We start from the raw sequence: 24,266 nt of genomic DNA on the forward strand, positions 1-24,266 counted from the left end.
GCCGTCACGCCGCGCTCGTGCGCCGGCCGCGAAGCTCGGCCAGGGTGCGCTCGTTCTCGTAATCCATCATCAAGCGGACCCAGTCGTCCCCGCTCTCGATGTCGGTGGGTTTAGCGGTCGCGGGCAGCGACGGCGCCGCAACGGGGGCCGCCGGTGCCGGGACGGACGGCACCGGAGCCGGCACCGGCGCCGCGGCGTCGTGCGGTGCGTCGTAGATCGGCGCCTCCTCGATCTCGACGGGCCTGGGGCGTCGGCTCGCGAGAAGATAGCGGAGCGCGCGGAACGGCTCGACCAAGCCCCACCACGCGAATTGCAGCGTGCCGGTCGGAATGTCCTTGTGCCGCCGCCGCCGCAGCTGAAAGCGCCGCATCGCCTCGGCGTCCCCGTACATGAGTCCCGCGAGCGCGGGGTAGTCGCGGATGGCCAGCGTGCCGAAGTTCACCCGCATGACGAGCTCCTGTCCGTCGCGCGTCGCCTGGTCCAGGTGGACCGGAAGCGATGCGGTCCGGCGCGCGCCGGCCGTCGGCTCGACGCTGAGCGTCCCCCGCAGCGGCGGGCGCGTGAGCCCCGGATCGAGGGCGCCGCCGAGGAGGCGCAGGGTGCAGGCTTCGGCGGAGACGCGCTCGATCGAGACGTCGACGCTGTGTCCGGCGACCGTGAGGACGCCGCGGCGATCGATCGCCAGGGAGGGCGTGCGCTCCAGCTGGCGCCGCTCGGCGCAGACCCCGAGGGACGCGCCCGCGGTGAGCAGGTTGAAGAAGTTCCACAGCCCGACCACCAGCATGAGGTTGGTCACGCCGGGCTCGTACAGGTAGCGCCACGCCGCGACGGCGCAGCCGAGCATCAGGAGCAGGTAGATCAGGAAGAACGGAAGGGCGAGCGACGAGATGTGGTCGTGGTCGAGGGTCGCCCCCTTGTTGGTGACGTTGAAGGTCGGCTTGCGGGGCGACGCGATGACCGAGACGATCGCCTTGGCCAGGTAGACGCCCTGGATGTACTCGTAGAGCTCCGACACGAACGGCCAGCGGAATTTGCCGTAGATGTAGTTCTGGATCATCAAGTTGATGATGATGTAGGTCAGCGTATAGGCGATCGACTCGTCCACGCTGGCCACGAAGATCTTCAGGTCGAAGAAGATGTGCAGCAGCGGCGCGAACATGAAGATCAGCCGCGGGATCGGGAAGAACCAGAAGGTCATGCTGGAGAGGTAGGCGATCTTCTGAATGGGCTTGAGGCCCTTCTGGAAGGCCGGGTTCTTCAGCAGCAGGATCTGGAACATCCCCTGGCACCAGCGGGAGCGCTGGCCGATGAAGTCCGCCAGTGTGTCGGGCTGCAGGCCGGCGATCAGCGGCTTGTCGACGTAGGCGCTGTTCCAGTTGCGCGAGTGCAGCTCGAAGGCGGTCTCGCAATCCTCCGTGATGGTGATGCCCGAGAAGCCGCCGGCCTCGTCGAGGGCGGTGCGACGCAGAAGGGCCGCCGAGCCGCAGAAGAAGGAGCCGTTCCACTTGTCGAGGCCGCGCTGCGTGACCGCGTAGAACATCTCGTTCTCCGAGGGCATGCGCTCGAAGGTCCGCAGATTGCGCTCGACCGGGTCGGGGTTGAGGAACGCGTGCGGCGTCTGCACGAGGAACAGGCGCGGATCCTGCGCGAAATAGCCGACGGTCTCGGTCAGGAACGAGCGGAACGGGACGTGGTCGGCGTCCAGCACCGCCACGAGGTCCCCCCGGGCATGGGCGAGACCGTTGTTAAGGTTGCCCGCCTTCGCGTGCTCGTTCCGGGCGCGGGTGAGGTAGCGGGCGCCGAGCTCGTCGCAGAGCGCTTGCAGCTCGCCCCGACGGGCGCGCGCCGCCGCGGCCTTGGCCGGGTCGGCATCGCTGCACTTCTGGTCGGTGCCGCCGTCGTCGAGCAACCACACCGTGAGCTTCTCGGGCGGGAAGTTCAGCTGTCGCGCCGCCGCCAGGGTCATGGCAAGGATCGCGGCGTCCTCGTTGTAGCTCGGGACGAACACGTCGACCGTGGGCAGGTCGGCGGCCGGGGCAGCCGGCGGCGGGTCGCGCCGCAGCGGGTCCGCGTTGATGATCAGGCTGACGAACAGAATGAAGACGCAGTAGAGCTCGGCCACCAGCAGGATCAGGCCGAAGCCGAAGCTGACCGGGTCGCCCGGCGAGGGCAGCGTGTTGGTGAGCCGCCATAGGATGTAGCGCAGCACCACGAGGCTGCCGAGCGCCATGAAGACGAACCGCGTGCGCGGCCCGTCGAGCACGGCCCACAGCACGATCATCACCGCCATGGCGGCGAGGCTCATGGCGAGCTGGGCCTGCGTCCCGACCGGCTGGCTGAGCAGGGCGAGGCTGGCGACTGTCGCCCCAACCCAGGCCAGCCAACGCAACGCCTGCCTCACGCTACAGCCTCCCGGGCCAAAAATCCCTCGGATCGAGGTGCAACGGCTCTACCGCCGGGTTTGTACAGCGACGATGGTCAATGAACAAACCCATTCGTAATATCCAGCCCACTCCACTTGGCCGGAAATTACGGTTAACTTAGGAATGTGGGCAACCCAGATGATGCCCGGCGTGGCGAAGTCGATCGGGCTGCGAGAACGAGACCGGGACGCGCCGTTGCGCCGAATACATTAATATTCCGTTCTAAAGCTTCGCTATAAACGGCTTCGGCGCGGCGCAGGCGACGTAGAGCGCCATGGATAATCGGAACGACCCGCCCGGCGGAACGCGCCCGCGTCGGGGGGCACGGCCGGGTTGCGCCGCGGGCCTTAATCGACCCTTAACGAAAATCGCGCCTCGCTCGGGACCGACCCCCGGGCGTACGGATGACCGCGAAGCCGCTGCAGATCTCCCTCGGATTGCTCAACGCTCTGCAGGTGGCGATCGCCGCGGCGGCGGGGTTCGCGGCCGCCGTCCTGATCGTCGTCCCGGCCGCGCGGCCCGGACCCGCGGCGTCTCCGCAGGAGATGGTCGGTTCGGCCTCGCGCGCCTACGTCGCCGCCCTCGCGGCGCGGCTGCGGCAGACCGTCGTCGACGCGCGCAACGCCGCCCTGATGCTCCGCGACGACGAGGGCCTGCTCTCCGCCGACCAGCGCGCCGCGCGCCTGCGCGGGTGGCTCGACCTCAACCCGGTCTACCGGGACGCCGTCCTCGTCGCGCCCGACGGTACCGTGCTGGCGGCCCGGGACGAGCGCCGCGTCGGCAGCAGCGTCGCGCGGCAGACGTGGTTCCTGCGCGGCCGCGCGGCCGGGGTCATCGTGGTCAGCGACGGGGCGGAGGCCGACTCGCCGTTCGGGACCGCCGTCGCGCTGGGCGAGCGCGGTCAGGACGGCCTGCTGCGCCTCGACGCCGACCCGAGCTATCTCACCAAGGTCGAGGAGGAGGTGCGGCGCGCCGCGGCGCTGCCCGAGACCCTCGGCTTCCTCGTCGCCACCCCGGACAGCCGGGTCCTGTCGGGGGCCACGAGCCCATTCCGGACGACGGCCGTCTCGGCCACGACGCCGATGCGTGTCGCGGCCGAGATCGGTTCGCCGGGATGGCTGGTGACGGCGCAGTCCGTGCCCTCCGGCGCGGCGCTCGCCGCGTCGCCGGACTGGCGGATGCTCGGCGTCGGGCTCGCCCTGATCCTCTGCGCGGCGGCGCTCGGCTTCGTCGCGGGAGAGCGGCTGACGCGACCGCTGCGCCGCCTCCTGACGGGCCAGGGCGAGACCGCCGGCGAGACCGAAGCGCCCCGCACGTGGATCGGCGAGTTCGCGGCGCTCTCGGACGTCTTCGCGGGTCATCGCCGCAGCGCCGGGTTGCAGATGGCCGGCGCCGGTTCCGAGGTCGCGCGCCTCAAGGCGCGGCTGACCACCTTCGAGGCGGTCTCCGGCTGGGCCTGCTGCGAGATCGATCCGGACACCGGCCGGACCCTCTTGGATTCGCGGAGCGCGGCCGGCGAAGACGGGGCCCCCGTCGCCGCCCCGTTCGCCGCCTGCTTCGTCGCCGAGGACCGGCCCGTGCTCGACCGGGCGCGCGACGCCGCCCTCGCGGCCGACGGCCCGCACGACGTGACCCTGCACCTCCGCGACTGGCCGGAGCAGCAGGTCCAGGTGAGGCTGCTGTGCCTCGCCGACGCCAGGGGCGACCGGCGGCTCTTCGCCCTGATGCGGAAGCTGCCGGGCGGCGAGGGGGCGACCCTGCCGCAGCCCGTCGAGCCGCGTCGCAACCTCGTCCTGCGGCGGGTGACCGACGGCATCGTCCACGAGTTCAACGACGTCCTGACCGTCGTCCTGACGAATCTCACGCTGCTGGCGCGGCGCCACACCCTCGGGGACGACCAGGAACGGCTGGTCGGGCGGGCGACGGCCGGCGCGCGCCGGGGCGCGGCGCTCACCCGCCGGATGCTGCACCTCGTGCGCGGCGATGAGACCGGCATCACCCTCGCCGAGACCGACCTCGCCACCACCTTCGAGGGCTACCTGCCGTTCCTGGCCGCGAACGCCCTCGGCGAGATGCCGGTCCTCAACCGGATCCCCGCCGGGTTGCCGCCCGTCCTGTGCAGCGAGCGCGTGCTGGAGCTGCTGCTCCTCAACCTGGCCTTCCATATCCGCGACGCCGGCCTCGCCGGCTTCGCCATCGCGGCCGTCGAGGGCACCCCCGAGGACATGGGCGCCGCGGCGGAAGTTGCGGCCTACGTGCGCGTGCTCGTCAGCAGCGGACGCCGACTCGAGGCCGCGCCGCTGCCGACGGCAGCAGGCCCGACCCTCGCGGCGGCCGCGGCGCTCGTGACCGAGACCGGCGGCCACTGGCGCCTGATCCGCGACGGGACCGGCGCCGAGCCGTTCCTGGCCGAGTTCTGGCTGCCCGCCGCGCCCCCGGCCGTCGCCACGCTCCCTCCGATCCGCGCGGCGGGGCTGAAGATCCTGCTCGTGGAGAGCGACGGCCTCGTGCGGGCCAGCGTCGCAGAGGTGCTCGCCGATCTCGGCCACGCGGTGGTCCAGGCCGCCTCCGGGGCGCACGCCCTCGAGATCCTCGCCCGCGACGCCGCCTTCGACGCGATGATCGTCGATCAATCGATGCCGGTGATGGCGGGCCTCCAGCTCGCCGCCACCGTGGTCGAGCGCTACCCGCAGATCCGGGTCATCCTCGCCAGCCCACACGGCCAGCTGCCGCGCTCCGCCGACGCCTTCCTGCGGATCGACAAGCCTTTCCGCAACGAGGACCTGCAGGTCGTCCTCGACGCCGCGGTCCGCGCGCGCGCGGCCTGATCGCCGCGCGTCCCGCCCGACGCATCGACCGGGCGGTTCTCGCGCTCGCTCTCGGCGCGGACGCCTTGCTCGAAACTCAGTCCTTCCAAAAGTGGATGTTAACTATTGTCGACGAGTGTTGGTTAAAGCGTAAATCGTACCTTAACGGAGCCTTTGAATATGGGCGGGACTGCGGAATCAGCTGCCCGACGTCCTCGCACTCCGTACACGACCGTTCTGGCCCTCTCGTGCGCCTGCGCGGCGGCCTCCGTCACGCAGGCCGCCGCCGCCGACCTCCCGGCGCGCAGCGCCGGCGCCGACTGGTACACGGGCGCCTCGCAGCAGGCGGTCGACGACAGCTGGGCCGTCGCGGTCGACGGATCCACCAGCGTCACATCGAACAGCTCGGCCTTCGGCTCCGTGACGGTGACCGCCGCACCGAACGGCTCACCCACCCGGGACGGCCTGCGGGTCCGCGTGGACGCCATCGGTGGCACCTACTCGTATCCCGGCCGGTCCGTCGCGACGCGGGTCACCGGCTACCAGCAGGAAGGCGCCCTGCAGGCGGGTTACGAGTGGGTCTGGAAGGACGCGGCCCTCGCAGGGTTCATCGGCTTCAACGTCCGCAGCAACCAGCTGTCGATTCCCGATCCGGGCAACCCGGTCGTCGGTACGGGCGTCGGGCTGAAGGTCGCTGGCAATTTCTACGCGACGCCGACCGACCGGACCATGGTCTCTGCCTACGGCTCGTACTCAACGAAGTTCAACGCCTACTACTCGCGCCTGCGCGTCGGCTACATGCTCGCCGACGGCGTCTATATCGGACCCGAGGCGCTGTTCCTCGGCGACGACTTCTTCCGCCAGTATCGGATCGGCGCCCACCTGACCGGCGTCCGCTTCGGACCCGTCCAGATGTCGGTGGCCGCCGGCTACGTCCGGGATCGGGTACAGGGCTCCGGGTACTATTCCAGCATCGAGGCGCGCTCGACCTTCTAGGGTACGGCGCGGGCTGTCTGACGGGACCCGCGGCCCGCGGCGGAGGCCGCGCGGACCGGAGACGCTACCGGGACGTCGTCAGCAGCCGGCCGGGCCGCAGCGGGTCCCAGACGCCTTCGAAGACGGGCTGCATCGCATCGTTGAGCGACTGCGCCTGGGACACCGGCGACGGGGCCACCTTGGGTTGGATGCCGACGAGCGTGGCCGACGCGCCGAGGAGACCGATCAGGCAGAGGCCGGCGATCGCCCAGTGCGGCGCACCCCAGGTGTGGAGCACGCCGGCCAGCGTGACGAAGATGGCAAATAGGCCGATGAACTGATGCATTAGACACCTCTCAGCGGTGTCTAGAGCGAGAATAGAGCCAAGGACTCTGTTCCATAACGGAACACAAGTTACTAACGGCGTGGATAATGGAGGCTCATTCCCGGGCTCGGGCGTGGACCCTCGCAGGTCGCCGACACCCTCTGTGCCGCCAGGATCGGCCAGGCAGCGCCGATGGGCTTCCGACGGGCGTGGCGGCTGCGTGCGCATGTGCCTGAACCCGCTCGGGTCGCTTTCGACCGATGTGCGATGGTTCGATTAGGACGGCGGTTCCCGGTCGAGAACCGGTGCCATCCCCCTCCCGCGCGGGAGAGGGGGCCCGCGCCTCTCGCGGCACGGGCTCGGCCCTGGCCTCCGTGCCGACTTAATCGCGCACGGCGCTCGCGGCCCCGCGATCCCGTCGACGTGAGGCCGACGGCGGCACGCGGCGATCCGTGTCAGAGACGGCTGACGAGGAAACCGAGCCCGAAGCCGACGAGACCGGCCACGATCAGGGAGGCGTGCGGCCACTCGACGGATTTCTGATGACCTTCCCAGGCGACGTGGCGGCTCCGGTCGTAGGCCTCGGCGGCGTGGTCCGAGACCTCGTCGGCCGCGTGCCGCACGGCGTCCTTGGCTTGGCCGTAGAGATTCTCGGCGGTCCCCTGCGCCTCTCGGAGACGCCCCTCGAGCGCTTGACGGTCCGAGCCGACGGCGTCGCCGACCGCGCCCTGCACCTTCCCGCCGAACGCGCGCGCGGCGCCCGTGACCCTGTCCGTGTCGACCATGACCATGTTCTCCGAATGTGTCGCGGCAAGGTGCCGAAGTCGCGGCGGTCGGACCCCGATCCCTCTGTGGCGACTGGGGCAACAGCGATCTGCGCCGGGCGTTCCCCGGCTCCGTGGCGGAGTCCGGTCGAAACGATCGTGGGCGGTCGACGAATGCCCCGTCCTGCCCGCCGGTACCGCGTTCGACACGTGCGCTCCTTGAGCGGACGAGCGTCGCGCCAGGCGCAAGTCGCAGCCTCATTCAGGCCGCACTCACCGCCGAAGCGGCGAGCTTGAGCGTGAGGGGACCGGATGAACGAGGGCGGACGAGCACCGCGCGGCGGGCTGCCCATTCTGCACAGGTCCCTGTCGCGCACCCCGGTCGCGGCCCCGACCCACGAAGTGACGACGCCGCTCGACCGGCGACGGCTGAACCTGCGCTGGCTCTGCGCCAGCTGCCTGATCGCCACCTGCGGCGCGGCCCTCATGGGGGCGGCGCTCCGCATGTCCGTCGACACCGATCTCGCACCGGCCAAGCCGACATTCCGCCAGGGGCCCGCCCAGGTCGCGGAGGGGCAAGGGGTGGTCGGACAGCGCGGCGACCGCCTCGTGCGGCGCCAACTCGTCGCCTCGGACCGGGAGGAGTTCTCAGCGCCGGTGACCCACCAGGTCGGCGCGCGCGAGATTATCCGGACCCAGCCCTTCGTGCGACTGGTCACGAGCCTGTCCTCCGGCGACGCGGTCGACGGGCAGATCCCACCCTTCGATCCGACGCGCCAGCTCGCCGCGGACGGAGAGGTCGCCCCTGTCGCAGACGAGCCGGTGGACGATCCGTCCGGGACCACGGTCACGATCACGCGCTCCGCGCTCGCGGGCACGCCGGTTCCCGACGACGCGCCCGGCCTGAGCGACGAGGACGTCACGGCCCTCGTGGAGAGGCAGTCGGATGAGGCGCGCGAGACGGGGCCGCGGATCGCCGTGCCGCTCGCGCCGCAGCGGCTGCTCTCGCAGATCCTGGTCGCCGCGCCGGCCGACGCCGCCGCGACCGCCGCCGGCGCCGATACGGGCCGCGACCCGTTCCACGCGATCGAGGTGCGGGTCGTCCCGGAGAACATCACCGACCTCGCCGAGACCCAGCCCGCCTCCGGCCTGAGCCTGACTGAGACGCGCGACGTCGTGCTCAAGCGCGGCGAGACTCTGGCCGACGCGCTGGCGGCGAACGGAGCCGAGCCGGCGCGCGTGACCGCCATCCTGGCCGCCTTCAGCGAGCATGCCTGCACCGGGCTGGCCGAGGGGCAGCACGTTGACCTGCTCCTCGTCCGGTCGCGCGCCGGCGAGGCCGCGCGCCGGATCGCCCGGGTGACGCTCTACGGCGCGGGCGGCGTCGAGGAGATCGTCGCGGAACGGGATTCCGGCGGCTTCGTCACGGTGGCGCCGCCGTCGGCCCAGGTCGCGGCGTCGCGTTCCGGTGACGACGGCGACGGAGAGGGCTCGGGCGCCAGCCTTTACAGGAGCATCTACGAGGCGGTCCTGCGTAACGGCCTGCCCGACATCCTGGCCGAGCGCATCGTCGGCATCTTCGCGTTCGGCCTGGACATGCAGCGCCGGATCGCCCCGTCCGACCGGCTGGAGGTGCTGTTCAGCCCGAGCGAGAAGGCGGGCGGCCCGCCGGAGGTGCGCTACGTCGCCCTGACGCTCGGCGGGGTGAAGCACCGCGCCTACCGCTTCGAGGTGCCCGAGGCCGGGACGGCGAGCTACTTCAGCGAGACAGGCAACTCGCTCCGCAAGTTCCTGATGCGCATGCCGATCGCCGACGGGCGGATCACCTCCCCGTTCGGTACGCGCGTCCATCCGATCCTCCACTACGCCCGCTTCCACAACGGCGTCGATTGGGCCAACAAGGCCGGCACGCCGATCATGGCGACGGGCGACGGGACCGTGGCGTATGCGGGCCCGCGCGGCGGCTACGGCAATCGCGTCGAGATCCACCACGCCAACGGCTACGTGACGGCCTACAATCACCTGCAGCGGCTCGCGCACGGCGTTCAGGTCGGCGCGACCGTCCATCAGGGGCAGGTCATCGCCTACATGGGCTCGACCGGCCTCTCGACGGGCCCCCACGTCCACTACGAGGTGAGCGTCAACGGGCGCTTCCTCGACCCGATGACGATCCGCCTGCCCGACAGCCAGGGCGTTTCGCCCAGGCTGATGACGGCTTTCGAGCGGCAGGTGGCGGCCACGAACGCGCTCCGCCACCACGGCGCCCTGGCGATGTCCGCCCTGCCGCTCTGACGCGGTCGCCCGGACCTCAGCCGGCCGCGGAGGGCCGCGTGCCGTCATCCGAGGGGGTGCCCGCCCCGGTCATCCGGCGGTCGACGGCGGCGAGCGTGTCGAGCAGGCGCTTCCGGAGACGCGCCGCGCCCTCCATCTCCAGGGCGTCGACGTCGACGTAGAAGTCGATCCCCCGGGCGTGTTCGGAGAAGATCGTCTCCGGGGCCTCGGCGGTGAGGTCGCCCTCGATGGCGTAGGGGACGATCTCGCGGCTGATGCCCTTCATGCGGATCGGCTCCTGCGGGCTCGCCTGGACGATGTCGCTCACCAGCGCGTAGGTCTCGTAGCTCAGGGTGATGCCGCCCGGGACAGCGGCCGCCTGCAGGCGGGCGGCGAGGTTCGCTTCCGCGCCGATGATCGTGTAGTCCATCCGCTCGTCGCTGCCGAAATTGCCGACGTTGCAGTAGCCCGTGTTGATGCCGATGCGGGCCTGGAACGGGCGCTCGATGCCGGATCGCCGCCAGCGGGCGTTGAGCTGGCCCAGGCGCTTCTGCATCTCGATCGCCATTCGGACGCAGGCCTGCGCGTCTTCGCGGACGCCCCGGCTCTCCGGGTCGCCGAAGAAGACCAGCATCGCGTCGCCGATATACTTGTCCACCGTGCCGCCGTGCTTGACCGCGATGGCGGTCATCTCGGTCAGGTACTCGTTCAGCAGCGCGGTCAGCTCCTCGGGCTGCAGGCGCTCGGTGGTCGCGGTGAAGTCCTTGATGTCGGAGAAGAAGATCGTCAGCTTCTTGCGCTCGGTCGCCACCGACACGTCCCGCTCGCCGCTGAAGATGCTCTTGTAGACCTGGGGCGAGATGTACTTGGCGATCTGCACCGAGACCGCCGCCAGGAACCCGTTCGACTCGGTCAGCTCCCTGTTCATCCGGTCGATGAGGCGGGACTGGCGCGCCTGCAGCAGCAGGAAAGTGGTGCCGGCGAGCGCCGCCAGGATGAAGTAGCCGAGCAGATACTTGAAGGCGAAGACGTTGGCGGCGATCGGCTGGTGCAGGACGATCTCCTGGATGCCTCGGACGTCGCCGACCTTCCAGTCGGTCTTCGGGCTCAGGGGATGGGCGTTGTGGCAGCGCACGCAGGCGGATTCCATGCGGATCGGCGCCGCGATGCGCACCTGCCGGTCGAAGATGGACCCCGTCGTTTCGCTGACGAAGCCGGTCTTGGGGTGCGCCCGGAGGTCCGCCAGGGCCTGGGTCTCGAAGCTGTCGAGATCGTGCGGCTTGCGGTCCTTGAACGGGAGATCGGAGACAAAGCGGTACTTCACCGCGCCGTCGCCGCCGCTGATCCGCTCGCCGAGTTCCAGGGAGAGAGTCGCGGGAATCGGGATCGCGTTCGGCACCCCCTTGTAATCGTGGCGCGTCTCGACCCGGCCGGTCGCGGCGTTGACCGCCTGGACAACGTCGCTGGCGTAGAAGCTGCGCATCTGGTCGATGATCCGGCCGGTCTCGATCGCCTGCGTGGCGAGCATGCGCTCGGACAGGCCGCGCAGGTCGAGCCAGACCGCGACCGGCAGCCCGGCCAGGCCGAACAGGATCGCCGCCACCAGGAGTGGTCCCATGAACCGCTGCTGGCGCGCGACCGACTCGTCGAAAGTCGACATCTCTCGCGACCTCGGGGCGCCAGGACACGGCCCCCATACTGGTCAGCTCCATATACAATGATGTCTTTCCCGAGAAGCATTGACTTTTCGGTCGCACCCCAAATCGCGGCATCAATGCAATGTCTGCGCGAAACACCGTCGACGAAATCAATCGACTTGGGGAGGTCGTGGCGCGCCCTCCGCCGTCGGTTCTCCGGGACGCGCGCTGAGCCGCTGTCGCGGGATCGGCGCATCGGCGTCGGTCGGGAGCGGCGCATCCCGAGCCGTGCCTGCGGCGGATCCTTCGAACGAAATCTATAGTCCGCGCGTCGACGGCGTGATTCCGGCCAAGCCATTTCAGATAGGTGCGGGCGCTGGGACGATTCGGGATCGGTCCGGGGAGGGTGCGATGGCGGATGTACTGATCGTGGGAGCCGGTCCGGTCGGTCTGACGCTCGCCTGCGAACTCGCCCGGCACGGGGCGCGCTGCCGGGTCGTCGACGCTGCGGCGCGGCCGTCGCCCTATTGCCGCGCGATCGGGGTTACCCCGCGCACGCTGGAAGTCTGGGAGGACATGGGCCTCGCCCGCGAGATGATCGACGCGGGTCTCTGGCTCACGGGTCTGCGCACGATCCTGCACGGCCAGCCGCCAATCGACGCGGTCAGTCCACCGCTCGATCTGCCCTACGCGTCGCTCGGTCTGCCCCAATTCGAGACCGAGCGCGTCCTGAACCGTCAGTTGGAGCGCTTCGGAGCCCGGGTCGAGCGCGGCCTGCGCCTGACGACCCTGGAGCAGGACGCCGCCGGAATTTGCGCGCACCTGCAGGAGGCGGACGGTGCGGTCGCGGAGGCGCACTTCCGCTACGTCGTCGGCTGCGACGGTGCCCACAGCACGGTCCGGCGCCAGCTCGGCATCGCGTTCGAGGGCGAGGCCTATCCCTGGCCGTTCATGCTCGGTGACGTGCTCATCGCCTGGGATGTACCCTACGGACTCGCGGTCCGGGCGCTGCGACTGAACGAGGACGCCCCGCCCGACATGTTCATCGCCATCCCGCTCCCCGAGCCGGGCCGCTACCGCGTCTCGATGCTCGCGCCGCAGCATCTGGTGCCGGCGGGCGGGTCGGACCACGGGATCCAGGCCGAGCTTCAAGGCCCGTCGCTGGCCGACCTGCAGGCCGTGGCCGACGATCTCCTGCCGGACGGCTCGCGCCTGTCGGACCTGCGCTGGTCGTCGGTGTACCGCATCAGCATGCGCCTCGCCGCCGCCTATCGGCGCGGCCGCTGCTTCCTGGCGGGCGATGCCGCCCACATCCACCCGCCGACCGGCGGGCAGGGGATGAACACCGGGATCCAGGACGCCTACAATCTGGCCTGGAAGCTCGCCCTGGTTCTTCGGGGCGCCAGCCCCGAGGCTCTCCTCGACAGCTACGAGGGGGAGCGGCGCCCGGTGGGCGCGGACGTGATCGCGCGGACCCGGACGGCGAGCGAGGGATACGGTCGGGAGCGCGGCGGCGCGCCGGACCGCCTCGCCGACACGCAGGTCCTCGTCAGCTACCGGAACACGGCCTGGATCGCCGACGACGCGACGGAGCCGACGGAGGCCGGCACGAGGGCCGGCGACCGGGCGCCCGACGTCAACGGGCTGGTCCGCGACGGACTCGGCTTCCCGACGCGGCTCTTCGACGAACTCAGAGGCACCGAGCACGTCCTCCTCATCCATGCAGCCGGGATGTCGGACGGTGTGGCCGGCCCCGATCTGCCGATCTGGGCCCGCCAGCACCGACCCCGCGTCCGGGTCGTCGTCATCGGCAGCGAGGTGCCCATCCCGGGCGTGACGACGCTCGCGGATCCGACAGGGTCCTTCGGTAAGGCTTACGGCGCGGGAACCATGGCCTGCCTGATCCGGCCGGACGGGCACCTCGCCTGGCGCGGCCGGACGTGGCGCGAGCCCGGCCTGCACGCACATCTCCGGCGCCTGTTCCCGTCGGCCTTCCCGCAATGAGCGCGTGCCGTGGCCGGTGTCCGACCGGCAGCCCGGCCCCTCGTCCGAGGCCCATCCGCATCGACGCGCTCGCGTTCAGGCGCCCGGCCCGCCATCCCGTCCGGTGACGCGCTTCGACCAGTCCTCGACCGCGCCGGTCCGCAAGCGTCGGCGCAGGAGCAGGCGCCAGCTCTCCGCCAGTTCCGGGAGCGCGCTCGCGGCCTGCAGCTCGGACCGGTTGTGCGTGTCGACGTAGAGGAGGTGGATCAGGCGCGCGAGCGACCAGTCCGGCCGCGGACGGGCGCGGAGCTCGATCCTGTCGCCCGGCTCGGCGACGCCGTCCTTGAGGACCCGCCAGTACCAGCCCGTCCGCCCCGTTCTCTGCACGGCGAGCGCCATCCCGGATCGTCCGAAGCGTCGGTCGAGCTTGAAGCAGGGCTGGCGCCCCTGGCTGACCTGTAGCAGCGCCGAGCCGAAGCGGGCGACGTCGCCGACGCAGACGTCGCGCTCCGTCCAGCCCGTCGTCGCGAGATTCTCACCGAAGGCGCCCGGTGCGGAGAGCACCGGATGATCGCCGATCTCGGTGGCCCAGGCGGCGTAATGGTCCTGCGGATACTGGTGGAGCGCCTTCTCCGGGCCGCCGTGGTACCGGAGATCGGCCTGGGCATCGCCCACGAGACCGGTCGCCGTGATCCGCCACGGCGCGGGAACGGGGTTCTTGACGATGCCGCTCGGCGGACCGTCCGGTCCCAGCGGCGCGACCGGGCCGGCGAGGACGAGCGGGAGGACGGGTGGGAGAATAGGCGCCGTCATGGCCGCGTTTCCTCCGTGAGCCGGCAGCCGGCTTCGTCGCACCCGTCCGGTGCCAACTTCCCGCGCATCGATCCCGTGCCCGGTGCCGCGATCAGCGAGCCCACGACGATCCCGAGCGCGAGGTCGTCGACCTGCCCGAAGGCGTGTTCCCGGACGCGTCCGTCGCGGTCGATGACGATCGTGGTCGGCGTTCCGCGCATACCGTAGCGCCGCATCGTCTGCGGGATCGGACCGTCGTCCTCGAGGAGGTCGACGGCGATCGGCAGGGTCAGACGGTACTCGTGGATGAAGGCTTCGAGGGCGACTTCGGTCATGGCGGCATGATGCTCGAACACCGCGTGCAGGCCGATCACCGCGACCGCGCCGTTGCCGGCAAACATCCGGTGCAGCTTCTCGGCCTGCGGCGTGCCGTGCGCCACGCAGCCGGGGCACAGCATCTGGAACGCGTGCAGCACGACGACCGTGCCGCGCAGCGCGGCGAGGGAGAGCGGCGCGGGCGTGTTGAACCAGCGACCGGTCACGAGTTCGGAGGCCAGGATGGTCATGCCGCTTCTCCGGAGCTCCAGTCGTCGATGACGGGCGTCCGTCTGGTCGCATCGGCCGCTGGCCGCGCGGCGCCCTGTCGAGGCGCGGCCAGCGGGTGTGGCGGCCGGGCGGTGGCAGCCGCCGGGCCGCGGAGGCTCACTGGGAGCGCAGGCCGAACGAGATCCCGTAGGCGGTGCGGCGCGCCGCGAAGATCTCGTCCTTCGGCGCGTCGATGCCGTCCGCCAGCTGTCCCGGGTCGAAGGTGCCCTGGTCGCAGGTCTCGTTCGGCTCGATGCCGGTCACCGCGATCGTGCCGAGGGTGACCGCCTTCCGGTCGTCCTCGTTGGGCCACCGCTGGGTGATGTCGCTGCCGAGATCGTCGTTGGGCCCGGCGAGCAGGGCCACGACGTCGAACACCGCCGGGCCCTTCGACAGCTCTTCCCGCAGCGCGTCGGCCAGAAAGTGTGCAGGCTTGCCCTTCGCCTCCTCGTCGCTGAGGGTGATCTCGCCGGCTCGGGGCACGATCTTGAACTTGAAGGGCACGGCACGGCCGTCCGCGTTGAGCCCCGTGAACGTGTGCACGCCCCAATAGACGAGGCCGGCATAGCTGCCCGGGACAGGCTTGCCGGCGACGAAGGCCGCCTGGCGCGTCGTCTCCGGATTGGCCTTCGCGAAGGCCGCGATGGCCTCCGGATTCGGCTTGCCGTCGGGGCCGGGAACGCGGACCTGCAGGAACGCGAGCATCTGGTCGACGGTCCGCGCGAAGTGGACCGGCGCGTTCTCGAACAGCAGATGGGTCTCGCCACCGTCCGACAGGAGCTTGATCGAGAAGCCGCGCAGAACGGTCCTGGTCGCGTCCGGCACCGACGGGTTGCCGCCGCCGACCGAGAACCGCCCGACGAGTGGGCACGGCCGCGTGAAACTGATCGACCGCGTCACCTGTCCCACTTCGGCCGCAGGGGTGTAGGTGCCGCGGACGCACTGCCCTTTGGCGAAGGTCGGGCGCACGCCGGGCCGACTGCCGGCGACTGTGCGCAGAGCCTCCACCAGGTCCTGGGCATCGGCGGCGATCGCCCCTGTCGGCGGCGCGAGGAGCGCGAGAAGGATCCCGCCGAGGCGTGCCAGCGCCGCGATCCTCGGCGTGGTCGGCGCCCTCACGGGTCGGCGATCGATCACGTCTACGCGCGGCGAGGGCCCGGCCGCGGCCGGGGGTGGATCGTCGAGGCGGGCATATGCCATGGTGACTCGTCCTTCTCTGATGCTCGGAGGGGGATCTTCCGGCGGTTCGGCGATGGCAGTCGCCGAACCGCTTCCTGTCGCGCGTCCTACTTCTGAGGGGTCACCTTGCCCGGCAGCGACAGGTTGCCCGAGGCGACCTTGAAGACGTCGCTGACGCAGAGCAGCGGCGCGTGCAGGTTGCCGTTGACCTTGAGGCCGGACGTCACCCCGTCGAACGAGGCACCCTTGATGCCGGTGATGAGCGAGACCGGGATCTCAACCTGAACCGTGTCGCCCCGGAAGGTGGTCGGGTAGTCCGGGCTGTCGATCAGGAGCGGGACCTTCGGCCAGGTCGGCGGAACCTTCGGCTTCGCGCCGTCCGGGATATCGACGACCTTCAGGCCGCCGCCGCAGGCCGCGTCCTTGGCGAGCACCACCCAGTGCGGGTGCCAGACATGGCGGTTCCTGGCACCGTAGGCCGCGTCGTCGAAATCGGGGTGGAAGGTGACGGCGAGCGCCACGATACCCTGAGCCTTGTCGAAGCCGATCGCGTCGCTGTCGAGGGTCGTCGGCCAGACGTAGGCGTAGACGCTCGAGCCCTCGAACTTGCCGGTGGCATCCGGCTTGTCCTTGCCCGCCTCGCCCCGGACCCGGGTGGTGAAGACGGCGGTGTCGCCCTTGGTCGCGATCGTCGTCTCGACGATGTCGAACGACGCCAGGACAGCGGGACTCGGCTGCGCCCGGATGGGCCCGGCCGAGGCGCCGGTGGAGAGCGCGCACAGAGCCGCCGCCACGAGGCCGACGCCCCGTGCCTTGATCCTCGTCATGACGATGTGTCCTTTCAGGTCTCTCGTGGTGCTCGGAGGGGCGGCGATCCATTCGCGAAGGACGTCCAGGTGGCAGCCTGGACGTCGGGATCGGCCGCTTCATGCTCGCCGCAATCGAGCCGGAGATCCCGGGTCCCGATCGCGGCGTTCACGAAGGCACAATGGTGGGGCTGGGCCTCGGCCGGATGGGCGTTCGGCCTGAAATGGCGGCAGCTGACGCACATCCGCTGCACGGGGATGGCGCCCGCCTGCTGCAGGGTCCGGATGAGCTTAATCTGGGTCAGGAGGAGATCCGCCTGCTCAGGCGGCGTCAGCCGCGCCAGAGCCGACATCACCTGTGACGTGGCCGCGGCGAGGGCGCGCCCGAGCGCGCGGCCTTCGTCGGTCAGGCGCACGATCACCGCGCGGGCATCCGTGGGATCGGGCGCGCGCGTCAGCAGGGCCTTGCGGGCGAGCGCGGCGAGCGTGTCGGCCATGCTCGGTGCCGAGACGGCCAGCTGCGCGGCGATCTCCTTCGCCCTCAGGCCGGCCGGGCGTCCCGCGAGCAGCGCCAGCACCTGCGCCTGTGTCGGATTCAGGCCCGCGTCGCCCGCGGCCGCCCACAGATCGGCCCGCAGCACGAGGGCGACGCGCTCGAAGCCCTCGCGCAGGCGGATCAGGACGGGATCTGGGTCGGCCGCGTGGTCCATGGATCGATAATTAGGAGTCCTAAGTATTGGAGTCAAGCGATGTGGCAACCGCCGCTCCGCACGCGCACCGCAGCTCTGGAACGGGCCACTGCTTCCGGAGGACGACCTCCGACGGCGACGGCTCCGTCCGGCACGATCGTCGGTCGCGGAGCCACAGGATCGGCGCCGACATCAGGACGAAGCGACGCGCGCGAAACAGTCGGATCTCCGCGGCGACGAACAAGGGGGCGCCGACCCCTTTTCCGACGTCCGGAACGGTCGTGACGCAGGTGCATTCTCTTCCGGATCGAAGAGGAGCATCAGCATGCGCATCGTGGGACAAGCATCCGCCATCGCTCTCGTGACACTCATGAGCGTCGGTGCGGCTGAGGCGAAGGGCTGTATCAAGGGCGCGATCATCGGCGGTCTGGCGGGCCATTACCTCGCCGAGCGCGGCGTCGTCGGCGCCGTCGCAGGCTGCCTGGGCGGCCGCTACCTCGCCAACCGGCAGGCGCGGCGCAAGGAGATCGAGTACGGGTCGCGGGTCCAGCCGCGCGACACCGGCTACGGCGCGCCCCAGGCCTACCCGCGCCGGTCCTACAGCTACTGAACACCGGCGGGGGCGGCTCGGGCCGCCCCCGCGTCTACGGTCTTCGATCCGATGTATTGCCTGTGCGGTCAGACCCGCGCGGGACCGATGGCGAGGCTGATCGCGTCCGATCTTGGGAGACGACAGCCGGGTTGGATCAGCCCTTCTTGCCCTGCTTGTAGCTCTGGATGGCGCCCTGGCAGCCCGGCGACAGCTTGGCCATATTCTTCTCGAAACAGGCTTGAGTCTCGGGCCCATCGTCGGGCGGCATGCCACCGCAGAAGGTCGTGAAATCGCCCATGCATTGCTGCTGGAGCGCCGCCTTGTCGTCGGCCGACATGGGCGCGGCGAGCGCGGCCGTGGCCCCCGCGGACAGAAGCAGAGCAGTCGTGATCAGACGTACCGGCATAGCGATGCTGTTCCTCGTGTCGATGAACCGCTCAGAAAGCCGGACGGGCGCCAAACCGTTGCATGCGGTGCGCCGATGATCGGAAATAAAAAAAGAGGCGCCCGGTCGGGCGCCTCTCTACTCCGCATCAATCCGGGTCGGATCAATCGTCCCAATCGTCCTCGTGGTAACGATGACCGTACCCGCGACGCTCGATTACGCGAACATCCGGACGATCCCAGTCTCGGTGGCCGAAGCGAACGCCGCGATAGCCGTCGCCGTAGCCTTCGCGCACGATCACGCGAGAATGGCCGTGACCCGGACCGTAGCCGTAGCCATAGCCGCCACCCCACTCATGGGCCTGAGCGGCAGAGGCTGCACCCAGCAGCGCGGTGCCGGCGACCAGGGTCGTGATAAGCTTCTTCATACTCCAACCTCGTTCATCGAACTGAAGCGAGAAATGCAGTCGCCAATCATCGCGTTCCACGGCTCACGAAATTAATCAATCTTGCCGTTCATCGACAATTCATCTTCGGCGATCCGCGCCTCATGAGCTCGAACCGAGCCCGGACCCTTGTTGATCAGCACTGCTCGACTTGCGGCCGGTTCGTCCCGTCGGGCAAAATAGCCGGACGGGACGACGGTCGTGTCAGCGACGGGTGCCGGTCGAGCTGGTGCCGGTGGTGCCCGTCGTGCTTCCGCCGCTTCGCGACGTCGAACCGGTCGAGTCCGTCCCGCCGGACTTCATCTCGTGGCCCGGCGCGTAACCGGACGCGCCCGGGCTCCCGGCCCGGCTCCCGCGATCCTGCATCTCGTGGCCCGGAGTCTTGGACGAGGCCCCCTGCTCGGCGGCGACGGCGCTGCCCCCGAGTGCGAGGGTGGCGAGGACGATAATCGGCAAGCGTGTCATGGAGCGTCTCCTGTTTTGGAGCCCCTAAACGGCAGGATCTCCGGGACCGTTCCGACAATTCGTGCCGCTATCGACGTCGTGACGGCGCACGATCACGCTGTGAACGCCTGTTTGACCGGAACCTGTGCCGTTCCATCGCCACCAGTGCTTATTCTCGGACCAGCGCGATCCTGAAGACCGCGCGGTTATTCGGAGAGGCTCCGAGCTGACCGGCCTCGTGCCTTCGCGACGGCGGGGAACGGTTTGCCGCGGAGCACCGTAACTGGGGCGACGCGGGACGCCCCCGCTGTGAGGAAGGCATCCATGATCCGCACGCCAACGCTGATCCTGCTCGGCACACTGACACTGGCCGGAGGCATCCTCGGATCGACCTCGGCCGCCTTCGCCGATCCGCCCTGGGCCCGCGGAGAGCGGGGCTTCCGTCACGGCGGCCCGCCACCCTGGGCGCCCGCGCACGGCTATCGCCGCCACCGTGAGTTCGGTGGCTACGGACGCAGGGACGCGCGCTTCTACGAAGGGCGACGTTACGGTGGCTACCGCTACGATCGCTACTGACGGTCGCGATATCGCTGCGAACTCGCGCGGTCGACGGCTACCGCCGCGCGAGACGACGCGCCCGCGATTCTCGCAGGCATATGCGCCGATTGGATATGCGCCAATTGATGGTCCGGCGACGCGCTCACGCCCCTCCGACCGGCGCCCGCGCCGGCAAGCGGGTGGCCAGGACCTTGTCGATGCGACGGCCGTCCATGTCGACCACCTCGAGACGCCACCCCTCCGCCACGAACGCGTCCCCCGCCGCCGGAATGCGGCCGAGCTGGAAGATCACGTAGCCGGCCAAAGTCGTGTAGTCGTCCGTGCCCGGCGGATCGTTGAAGGCGAGACGCTCGAACGCGTCCTCGGCCGGCATCATGCCGTCGATGAGCAACGAGCCGTCCTCGCGCTCGACGACCGCCGGGTCCTCACCGACCTCGGGTATGTCGCCCGCAATGGCCTCGAGGAGATCCGTCTGCGTGACGATGCCTTCCAGGCTGCCGTACTCGTCGACGATCACCGCCAGCTGCACGGGGTTGCGCTGGAAGCTCTCCAGTGCCGTGAGCACCGTCATGCCCTCGTGGACGACGTTCGGGGGCCGCATGGCGGTGGCGATATCGAGGGGTCGCCCGTCGAGGATCTGATCGAGCAGGTCCTGCTTGCGCAGCACGCCGACGACCTCGTCGATGCCGCCGCGGCTCACGACGACATGGGCGTGGCTGCAGGCGCGGACCGCCCGCGTGATCTCCTCGGGCGATCCGTCGAGGTCGACCCACTCGACCTCGTGACGCGGCGTCATGATCTCGCGGACCCGGCGGTCCCCCAGCCGGAAGATGCGCTCGACCGCTTCCTGCTGGGCCTCGCGGATGAGGCCTGCCTCGCGGCTCGCCTCGACCAGGAGGTTGAGCTCGGCCGTCGAGTGGTGGCCGCCCTCGCCGTGGCCGGGCTGCAATCCGCACAGGCGCAGGACGCCGTTGCCGAGCCCGTTGAGGAACAGGATGGCCGGGCGGAACACGAACAGGAACACGCTGAGCGGACGGATCACCGCCAGGGCCGTGCGCTCGCTGCGCTGGAGCGCGAGGCTCTTCGGCGCCAACTCGCCCAGCACGATGTGCAGCGCCGTCATGATGACGAACGAGATCACCACGGCGACCGTGTGGGCGGCCGCCGTCGAGAGCATGTCCGGCAGCCACGTCAGTGTGGGCAAGATCAGGTGGGCCAGCGCCGGCTCGCCGACCCAGCCGAGCGCCAGGGACGAGATCGTGATGCCGAGCTGCGTCGCCGCGAGGTGGGCGTCGAGGTGGTCCGTGGCCCAGAGCAGCGCCTTCGCGTTCACGCGCCGCTCGGCGACGAGTTCGGCGACGCGACTCCTGCGCACCGCGACCAGGGCGAACTCCGCTGCGACGAAGAAGCCGTTCGCCAGAACCAGGGCGAGGACGGCAAACAACCCTAAGGCAGTCGCCCAACCGTCGTCCAAAATCGACACCTCCCGTGTGGCCGTCGCGCCGGCCGCGTCCCGACGGTCTCTACAGGAGAGCGGCGGCGCGGCCTACGGGCATCAGAGCCCGACCGGCCTCAGCGTTGTCCCCGGCGAACCTCAGCAAACACCGGGCCGCCCGCGCCCGGCGTCGGACAATCCTGTAGGGCGTCCGCGAGCGCGGGCGCTTGTCCGCGAGGGTGATGCGCCGACTGTCAGGCACTCGCGAGCCGCGCCGACGACGGTGCGCCGGGCGTGATCCGCCGGCCCCGGCGAGACAGGGTCATGCCGGGCGCCGGGACTGGGGGACATCCCGGGCCACGCGCGGCACCGATCCGCGGTCGGATGTCAGTGGCTGCCGCCGAGATACGCCGCCCGCACGGCCGGATCGTTGCGCATCTGCTGCGCCGGGCCCTGGAAGCGGATCCGGCCGTTCTCCAGCACGTAGGCGTGGTCGGCGACGCCGAGCGCCGCCATGGCGAACTGCTCGACGAGCAGCATCGTCACCTGCTCGGCCTTGAGCAGCCGGATGATCCGGAAGACCTCCTCCACCAACTTGGGAGCGAGGCCCATCGAGGGCTCGTCGAGCAGGAGGATCTCGGGCCGCAGCATCAGCGCCCGACCCATGGCGAGCATCTGCTGCTCGCCGCCCGAGAGCGTGCCGGCGAGCTGCGCGCGCCGCTCCTTGAGCCGCGGGAACATCTCGAAGGCCCGCTCGCGGTCGGCCGCGACGTCGCCCTTCGGGCGCGAGCCGGTCAGCCGCGGGAAGGCGCCGAGGGTGAGGTTGTCCTCGACCGACAGGGTCGGGAAGACGCGCCGGCCCTCCGGCGAGTGCGCGAGGCCGAACCGGGCGACGTCGTGGCTGTCGAGGCCGCCGATCTCCTGTCCGTTGAGGCGGATCGAGCCGGCCCGCGGCCGGATCATGCCCGACAGGGCGCGCATCGTGGTGGTCTTGCCGGCCCCGTTGGAGCCGATCAGCGCCACGACCTGGCCCTTGGGGACCTGGAAATCGAGGCCGTGCAGAACCTCCACCTGGCCGTAGCCGGCCGACAGACCCGTGACCTCAAGCATGGGTCATCTCCTCGTCGGCGACGGGGCTGCCGAGATAGGCCTCGACGACCTTCGGATCGGCCTGCACTTCGCGGGCGCTGCCCTCGGCGATCTTGTGGCCGAAATCGAGGACGCTGACGCGGTCGCACAGGCCCATGACCACGTCCATGTGGTGCTCGATCAGGATCACCGTGATGCCGGCATCGCGGATCTTGCGGATGATCGCCGTCAGCTCGGCGATGTCGGGGGCGGTGAGGCCCGCGGCCGGCTCGTCGAGGAGCAGCAGGACCGGGTCGAGGGCGAGCGCGCGACCGATCTCGAGGAGCCGCTGCTTGCCGTAGGGCAGGTTGCGTGCCTCGACCTGCGCCAGGGCGCCGAGGCCGACGAAGTCGAGGATCGCCATGGCGCGGGCGCGCTGCTCGCGCTCCTCCCGGCGGCGCCGCGGCGTGCCGAGGATCGCGTCGAACAGGGTGCCGCGGAAGCTGTGGTGGAGCCCGACCAGCACGTTCTCCAGCGCGGTCATCTCCCGGAAGAGCTGCACGTTCTGGAAGGTGCGTGCCACGCCGGCAGCGGCGATCTCCGACGGGGTGCGCCCGTCGAGGCGCTTCGTCCCCTGGCCGCGCGCCAGGGTCACGCTGCCGCCGGTCGGTTTGTAGATGCCGGTGAGCACGTTCATCATCGTGCTCTTGCCGGATCCGTTGGGACCGATCAGCCCGTGGATCGTGCCTGGCCGCACCGTGAGATCGACGCCGGCCAGCGCCTTGAGGCCGCCGAACTGCATCAGCGCCTGATCGACGGAGAGGAGCGGGTCGGCGCCCCGGTCGCCGCTCTGCACGCTGAGGGCCGCGCCCTCGGCGTGGAGGCTCTTGCCCTCGGCCGTGTGGGTCGGGCGCAGGGCGGGGATCTTCTCGCGGAGGAAGCCCACGATCCCGTCCGGCAGGTAATACACCACGAACAGGATCATCAGGCCGAACACGGTCAGCCGGAAGTCGGTGACCGATTCGAGCGCGAGCGTGGCCGGGAAGAAGGCGAGGCAGAGCGCGACCGGCACCAGCAGGGCGAACCGGTTCTCCCGGCGGCGCAGGAAGGCGAGAGCGCCCACGACCAGTGCCGCGGCGGCGATGATCCCCGCCATGATCCGCACCAGGCCGATATCGGCGAGCACGTTCGGCATCATCACGATGATCGCCGAGCCGATGATCGGCCCCGCCCGCGACTTGCGGCCGCCCATCGTGACGGCGAGGAGGAACAGCACGGTGAGCTCGAACCCGTAGGAGTTCGGCGCCACGTAGCGCTCCGACCAGGCGAACAGCGCGCCGGCGAGGCCGGCCAAAGCCGCCGAGATCACGAAGGCGTAGACCTTGTAGCGGTAGACGCTGACGCCCATGCAATCGCAGGCGATCGGCGAGTCGCGCAGCGCCTCGAAGGCGCGGCCGTAGGGCGAGCGCACCACTCGGTTGACGACCAGGATCGTGGCCAGGAGCGCCAGACAGACCAGGTAGTAGAACTCGAGCTTGCGGCCGGCCACGCCCCAGGGGGCCTGGAGGCCCAGCAGCGAGAAGTCGAGGACACGGGCCGGCGGCAGGGTGATGCCGAGGGGACCGTTGGTCAGCGGCGTCAGCTCGTTGATGAAGATCTGGACGATGGTGCCGAAGGCCAGCGTCACCATGGCGAGGTAGGGGCCGGTCACCCGCAGGGCCGGCACGGCGAGCAGCACGCCGAAGGCGGAGGTCACCCCGATCCCGGCCAGGATGCCCCACCAGATCCCGAGCTTGAAGTGCAGGAACAGCACCGCCGCCGAGTAGGCGCCGACGCCGAACAGGCCGGCATGGCCGAGGCTCACCTGCCCGGTATAGCCGACCACGATGTCGAGCCCGAGGATCAGGATCGCGTAGATCGCGATCACGATCATCAGGTGGATGTAGTACGAGCTCGTGACCACGTGCGGGAAGACCGCGAGGCCGACGACCAGCAGCACGGCGCCGAGGATGCCGACGTGGCGCGACAGGCTGGGGGCGGCCGCCGGGGCGGGCGCTTCGGTGGGGGCGAGGGTCTGCGCCATGGCTCAGGATGCCGTGAGAA

21 protein-coding genes are annotated in these 24,266 nt (G+C 70.3%); 6 read left to right on the plus strand and 15 right to left on the minus strand.

What is annotated here, in order from left to right; all coding sequences use genetic code 11:
* Positions 1 to 4 precede the first annotated feature (4 nt).
* Entirely contained in the window at positions 5 to 2,401 is a 2,397-nt protein-coding gene (gene bcsA / locus ACLBYG_RS02040; RefSeq protein WP_447680436.1) for a UDP-forming cellulose synthase catalytic subunit, read from the minus strand.
* Positions 2,402 to 2,827: 426 nt separating this feature from the next.
* Here bcsA and ACLBYG_RS02045 point away from each other — a divergent pair, with 426 nt between their 5' ends.
* Positions 2,828 to 5,251 (plus strand): response regulator, encoded by a 2,424-nt coding sequence (locus ACLBYG_RS02045; RefSeq protein WP_447680437.1) that lies wholly within the window; start codon positions 2,828 to 2,830, stop codon positions 5,249 to 5,251.
* 159 nt (positions 5,252 to 5,410) lie between these two features.
* Positions 5,411 to 6,226, plus strand: coding sequence for a cellulose biosynthesis protein BcsS (gene bcsS / locus ACLBYG_RS02050; RefSeq protein ID WP_447680438.1), 816 nt, complete (start codon positions 5,411 to 5,413; stop codon positions 6,224 to 6,226).
* Between the two features lie 64 nt (positions 6,227 to 6,290).
* Here bcsS and ACLBYG_RS02055 read toward each other — a convergent pair whose 3' ends face one another.
* Positions 6,291 to 6,551 (minus strand): hypothetical protein, encoded by a 261-nt coding sequence (locus ACLBYG_RS02055; RefSeq protein ID WP_447680439.1) that lies wholly within the window; start codon positions 6,549 to 6,551, stop codon positions 6,291 to 6,293.
* 434 nt (positions 6,552 to 6,985) lie between these two features.
* Positions 6,986 to 7,315 (minus strand): CsbD family protein, encoded by a 330-nt coding sequence (locus ACLBYG_RS02060; RefSeq protein ID WP_447680440.1) that lies wholly within the window; start codon positions 7,313 to 7,315, stop codon positions 6,986 to 6,988.
* Positions 7,316 to 7,606: 291 nt separating this feature from the next.
* Here ACLBYG_RS02060 and ACLBYG_RS02065 point away from each other — a divergent pair, with 291 nt between their 5' ends.
* Positions 7,607 to 9,586 (plus strand): peptidoglycan DD-metalloendopeptidase family protein, encoded by a 1,980-nt coding sequence (locus tag ACLBYG_RS02065; RefSeq protein WP_447680441.1) that lies wholly within the window; start codon positions 7,607 to 7,609, stop codon positions 9,584 to 9,586.
* 16 nt (positions 9,587 to 9,602) lie between these two features.
* Here ACLBYG_RS02065 and ACLBYG_RS02070 read toward each other — a convergent pair whose 3' ends face one another.
* Entirely contained in the window at positions 9,603 to 11,225 is a 1,623-nt protein-coding gene (locus tag ACLBYG_RS02070; protein ID WP_447680442.1) for an adenylate/guanylate cyclase domain-containing protein, read from the minus strand.
* A 388-nt stretch (positions 11,226 to 11,613) separates the two neighbouring features.
* Between ACLBYG_RS02070 and ACLBYG_RS02075 the strand changes: the two genes are divergently transcribed.
* Entirely contained in the window at positions 11,614 to 13,206 is a 1,593-nt protein-coding gene (locus ACLBYG_RS02075) for an FAD-dependent monooxygenase (RefSeq protein ID WP_447680443.1), read from the plus strand.
* A 75-nt stretch (positions 13,207 to 13,281) separates the two neighbouring features.
* Here ACLBYG_RS02075 and ACLBYG_RS02080 read toward each other — a convergent pair whose 3' ends face one another.
* From ACLBYG_RS02080 to ACLBYG_RS02100, 5 genes are all read right to left on the minus strand, one after another.
* The gene (locus ACLBYG_RS02080; protein ID WP_447680444.1) at positions 13,282 to 13,998 is read right to left on the minus strand and encodes an MOSC domain-containing protein; all 717 of its coding nucleotides are present in this window, start codon (positions 13,996 to 13,998) and stop codon (positions 13,282 to 13,284) included.
* Positions 13,995 to 14,543: a peroxiredoxin family protein gene (locus tag ACLBYG_RS02085; protein WP_447680445.1), complete on the minus strand. Its 549-nt coding sequence runs from the start codon at positions 14,541 to 14,543 to the stop codon at positions 13,995 to 13,997. Before ACLBYG_RS02085 ends, ACLBYG_RS02080 begins: the two co-directional genes overlap by 4 nt.
* A gap of 136 nt (positions 14,544 to 14,679) precedes the next feature.
* Complete coding sequence (locus ACLBYG_RS02090; protein ID WP_447680446.1) at positions 14,680 to 15,681, minus strand: catalase; 1,002 nt, start codon at positions 15,679 to 15,681, stop codon at positions 14,680 to 14,682.
* 167 nt (positions 15,682 to 15,848) lie between these two features.
* Positions 15,849 to 16,568 carry a hypothetical protein gene (locus tag ACLBYG_RS02095; protein WP_331298967.1) on the minus strand — a complete coding sequence of 240 codons (720 nt, stop codon included), beginning with the start codon at positions 16,566 to 16,568 and terminating at the stop codon, positions 15,849 to 15,851.
* Positions 16,569 to 16,582: 14 nt separating this feature from the next.
* Positions 16,583 to 17,257, minus strand: a complete 675-nt coding sequence (locus ACLBYG_RS02100; protein WP_427507704.1) for a MarR family winged helix-turn-helix transcriptional regulator — start codon at positions 17,255 to 17,257, stop codon at positions 16,583 to 16,585.
* Positions 17,258 to 17,561: 304 nt separating this feature from the next.
* On the opposite strand from ACLBYG_RS02100, the gene ACLBYG_RS02105 reads away from it, so the two are divergent.
* Entirely contained in the window at positions 17,562 to 17,846 is a 285-nt protein-coding gene (locus ACLBYG_RS02105; RefSeq protein WP_020091654.1) for a hypothetical protein, read from the plus strand.
* Between the two features lie 136 nt (positions 17,847 to 17,982).
* On the opposite strand, the gene ACLBYG_RS02110 is transcribed toward ACLBYG_RS02105, so the two are convergent.
* The 3 genes from ACLBYG_RS02110 to ACLBYG_RS02120 all read right to left on the minus strand — a co-directional run bounded on the left by ACLBYG_RS02110 (position 17,983) and on the right by ACLBYG_RS02120 (position 19,123).
* Positions 17,983 to 18,234, minus strand: coding sequence for a hypothetical protein (locus ACLBYG_RS02110; protein WP_020091655.1), 252 nt, complete (start codon positions 18,232 to 18,234; stop codon positions 17,983 to 17,985).
* Positions 18,235 to 18,376: 142 nt separating this feature from the next.
* Positions 18,377 to 18,640: a hypothetical protein gene (locus ACLBYG_RS02115; RefSeq protein ID WP_447680447.1), complete on the minus strand. Its 264-nt coding sequence runs from the start codon at positions 18,638 to 18,640 to the stop codon at positions 18,377 to 18,379.
* Between the two features lie 222 nt (positions 18,641 to 18,862).
* Positions 18,863 to 19,123, minus strand: a complete 261-nt coding sequence (locus ACLBYG_RS02120) for a hypothetical protein (RefSeq protein WP_056521516.1) — start codon at positions 19,121 to 19,123, stop codon at positions 18,863 to 18,865.
* Positions 19,124 to 19,426: 303 nt separating this feature from the next.
* On the opposite strand from ACLBYG_RS02120, the gene ACLBYG_RS02125 reads away from it, so the two are divergent.
* The gene (locus tag ACLBYG_RS02125) at positions 19,427 to 19,678 is read left to right on the plus strand and encodes a hypothetical protein (protein WP_056521514.1); all 252 of its coding nucleotides are present in this window, start codon (positions 19,427 to 19,429) and stop codon (positions 19,676 to 19,678) included.
* A 124-nt stretch (positions 19,679 to 19,802) separates the two neighbouring features.
* On the opposite strand, the gene ACLBYG_RS02130 is transcribed toward ACLBYG_RS02125, so the two are convergent.
* The 3 genes from ACLBYG_RS02130 to ACLBYG_RS02140 form a co-directional block, all read right to left on the minus strand.
* A complete protein-coding gene (locus ACLBYG_RS02130; protein WP_427507706.1) occupies positions 19,803 to 21,143 on the minus strand; it encodes a hemolysin family protein in 1,341 nt (446 codons plus the stop codon).
* A 339-nt stretch (positions 21,144 to 21,482) separates the two neighbouring features.
* Positions 21,483 to 22,205, minus strand: a complete 723-nt coding sequence (locus ACLBYG_RS02135) for an ABC transporter ATP-binding protein (protein WP_010682999.1) — start codon at positions 22,203 to 22,205, stop codon at positions 21,483 to 21,485.
* Complete coding sequence (locus tag ACLBYG_RS02140) at positions 22,198 to 24,246, minus strand: branched-chain amino acid ABC transporter ATP-binding protein/permease (RefSeq protein ID WP_447680448.1); 2,049 nt, start codon at positions 24,244 to 24,246, stop codon at positions 22,198 to 22,200. The genes ACLBYG_RS02135 and ACLBYG_RS02140 overlap by 8 nt, the downstream gene beginning before the upstream one ends.
* Between the last annotated feature and the right edge of the window lie 20 nt (positions 24,247 to 24,266).

This window comes from Methylobacterium sp. D53M, assembly GCF_053345625.1.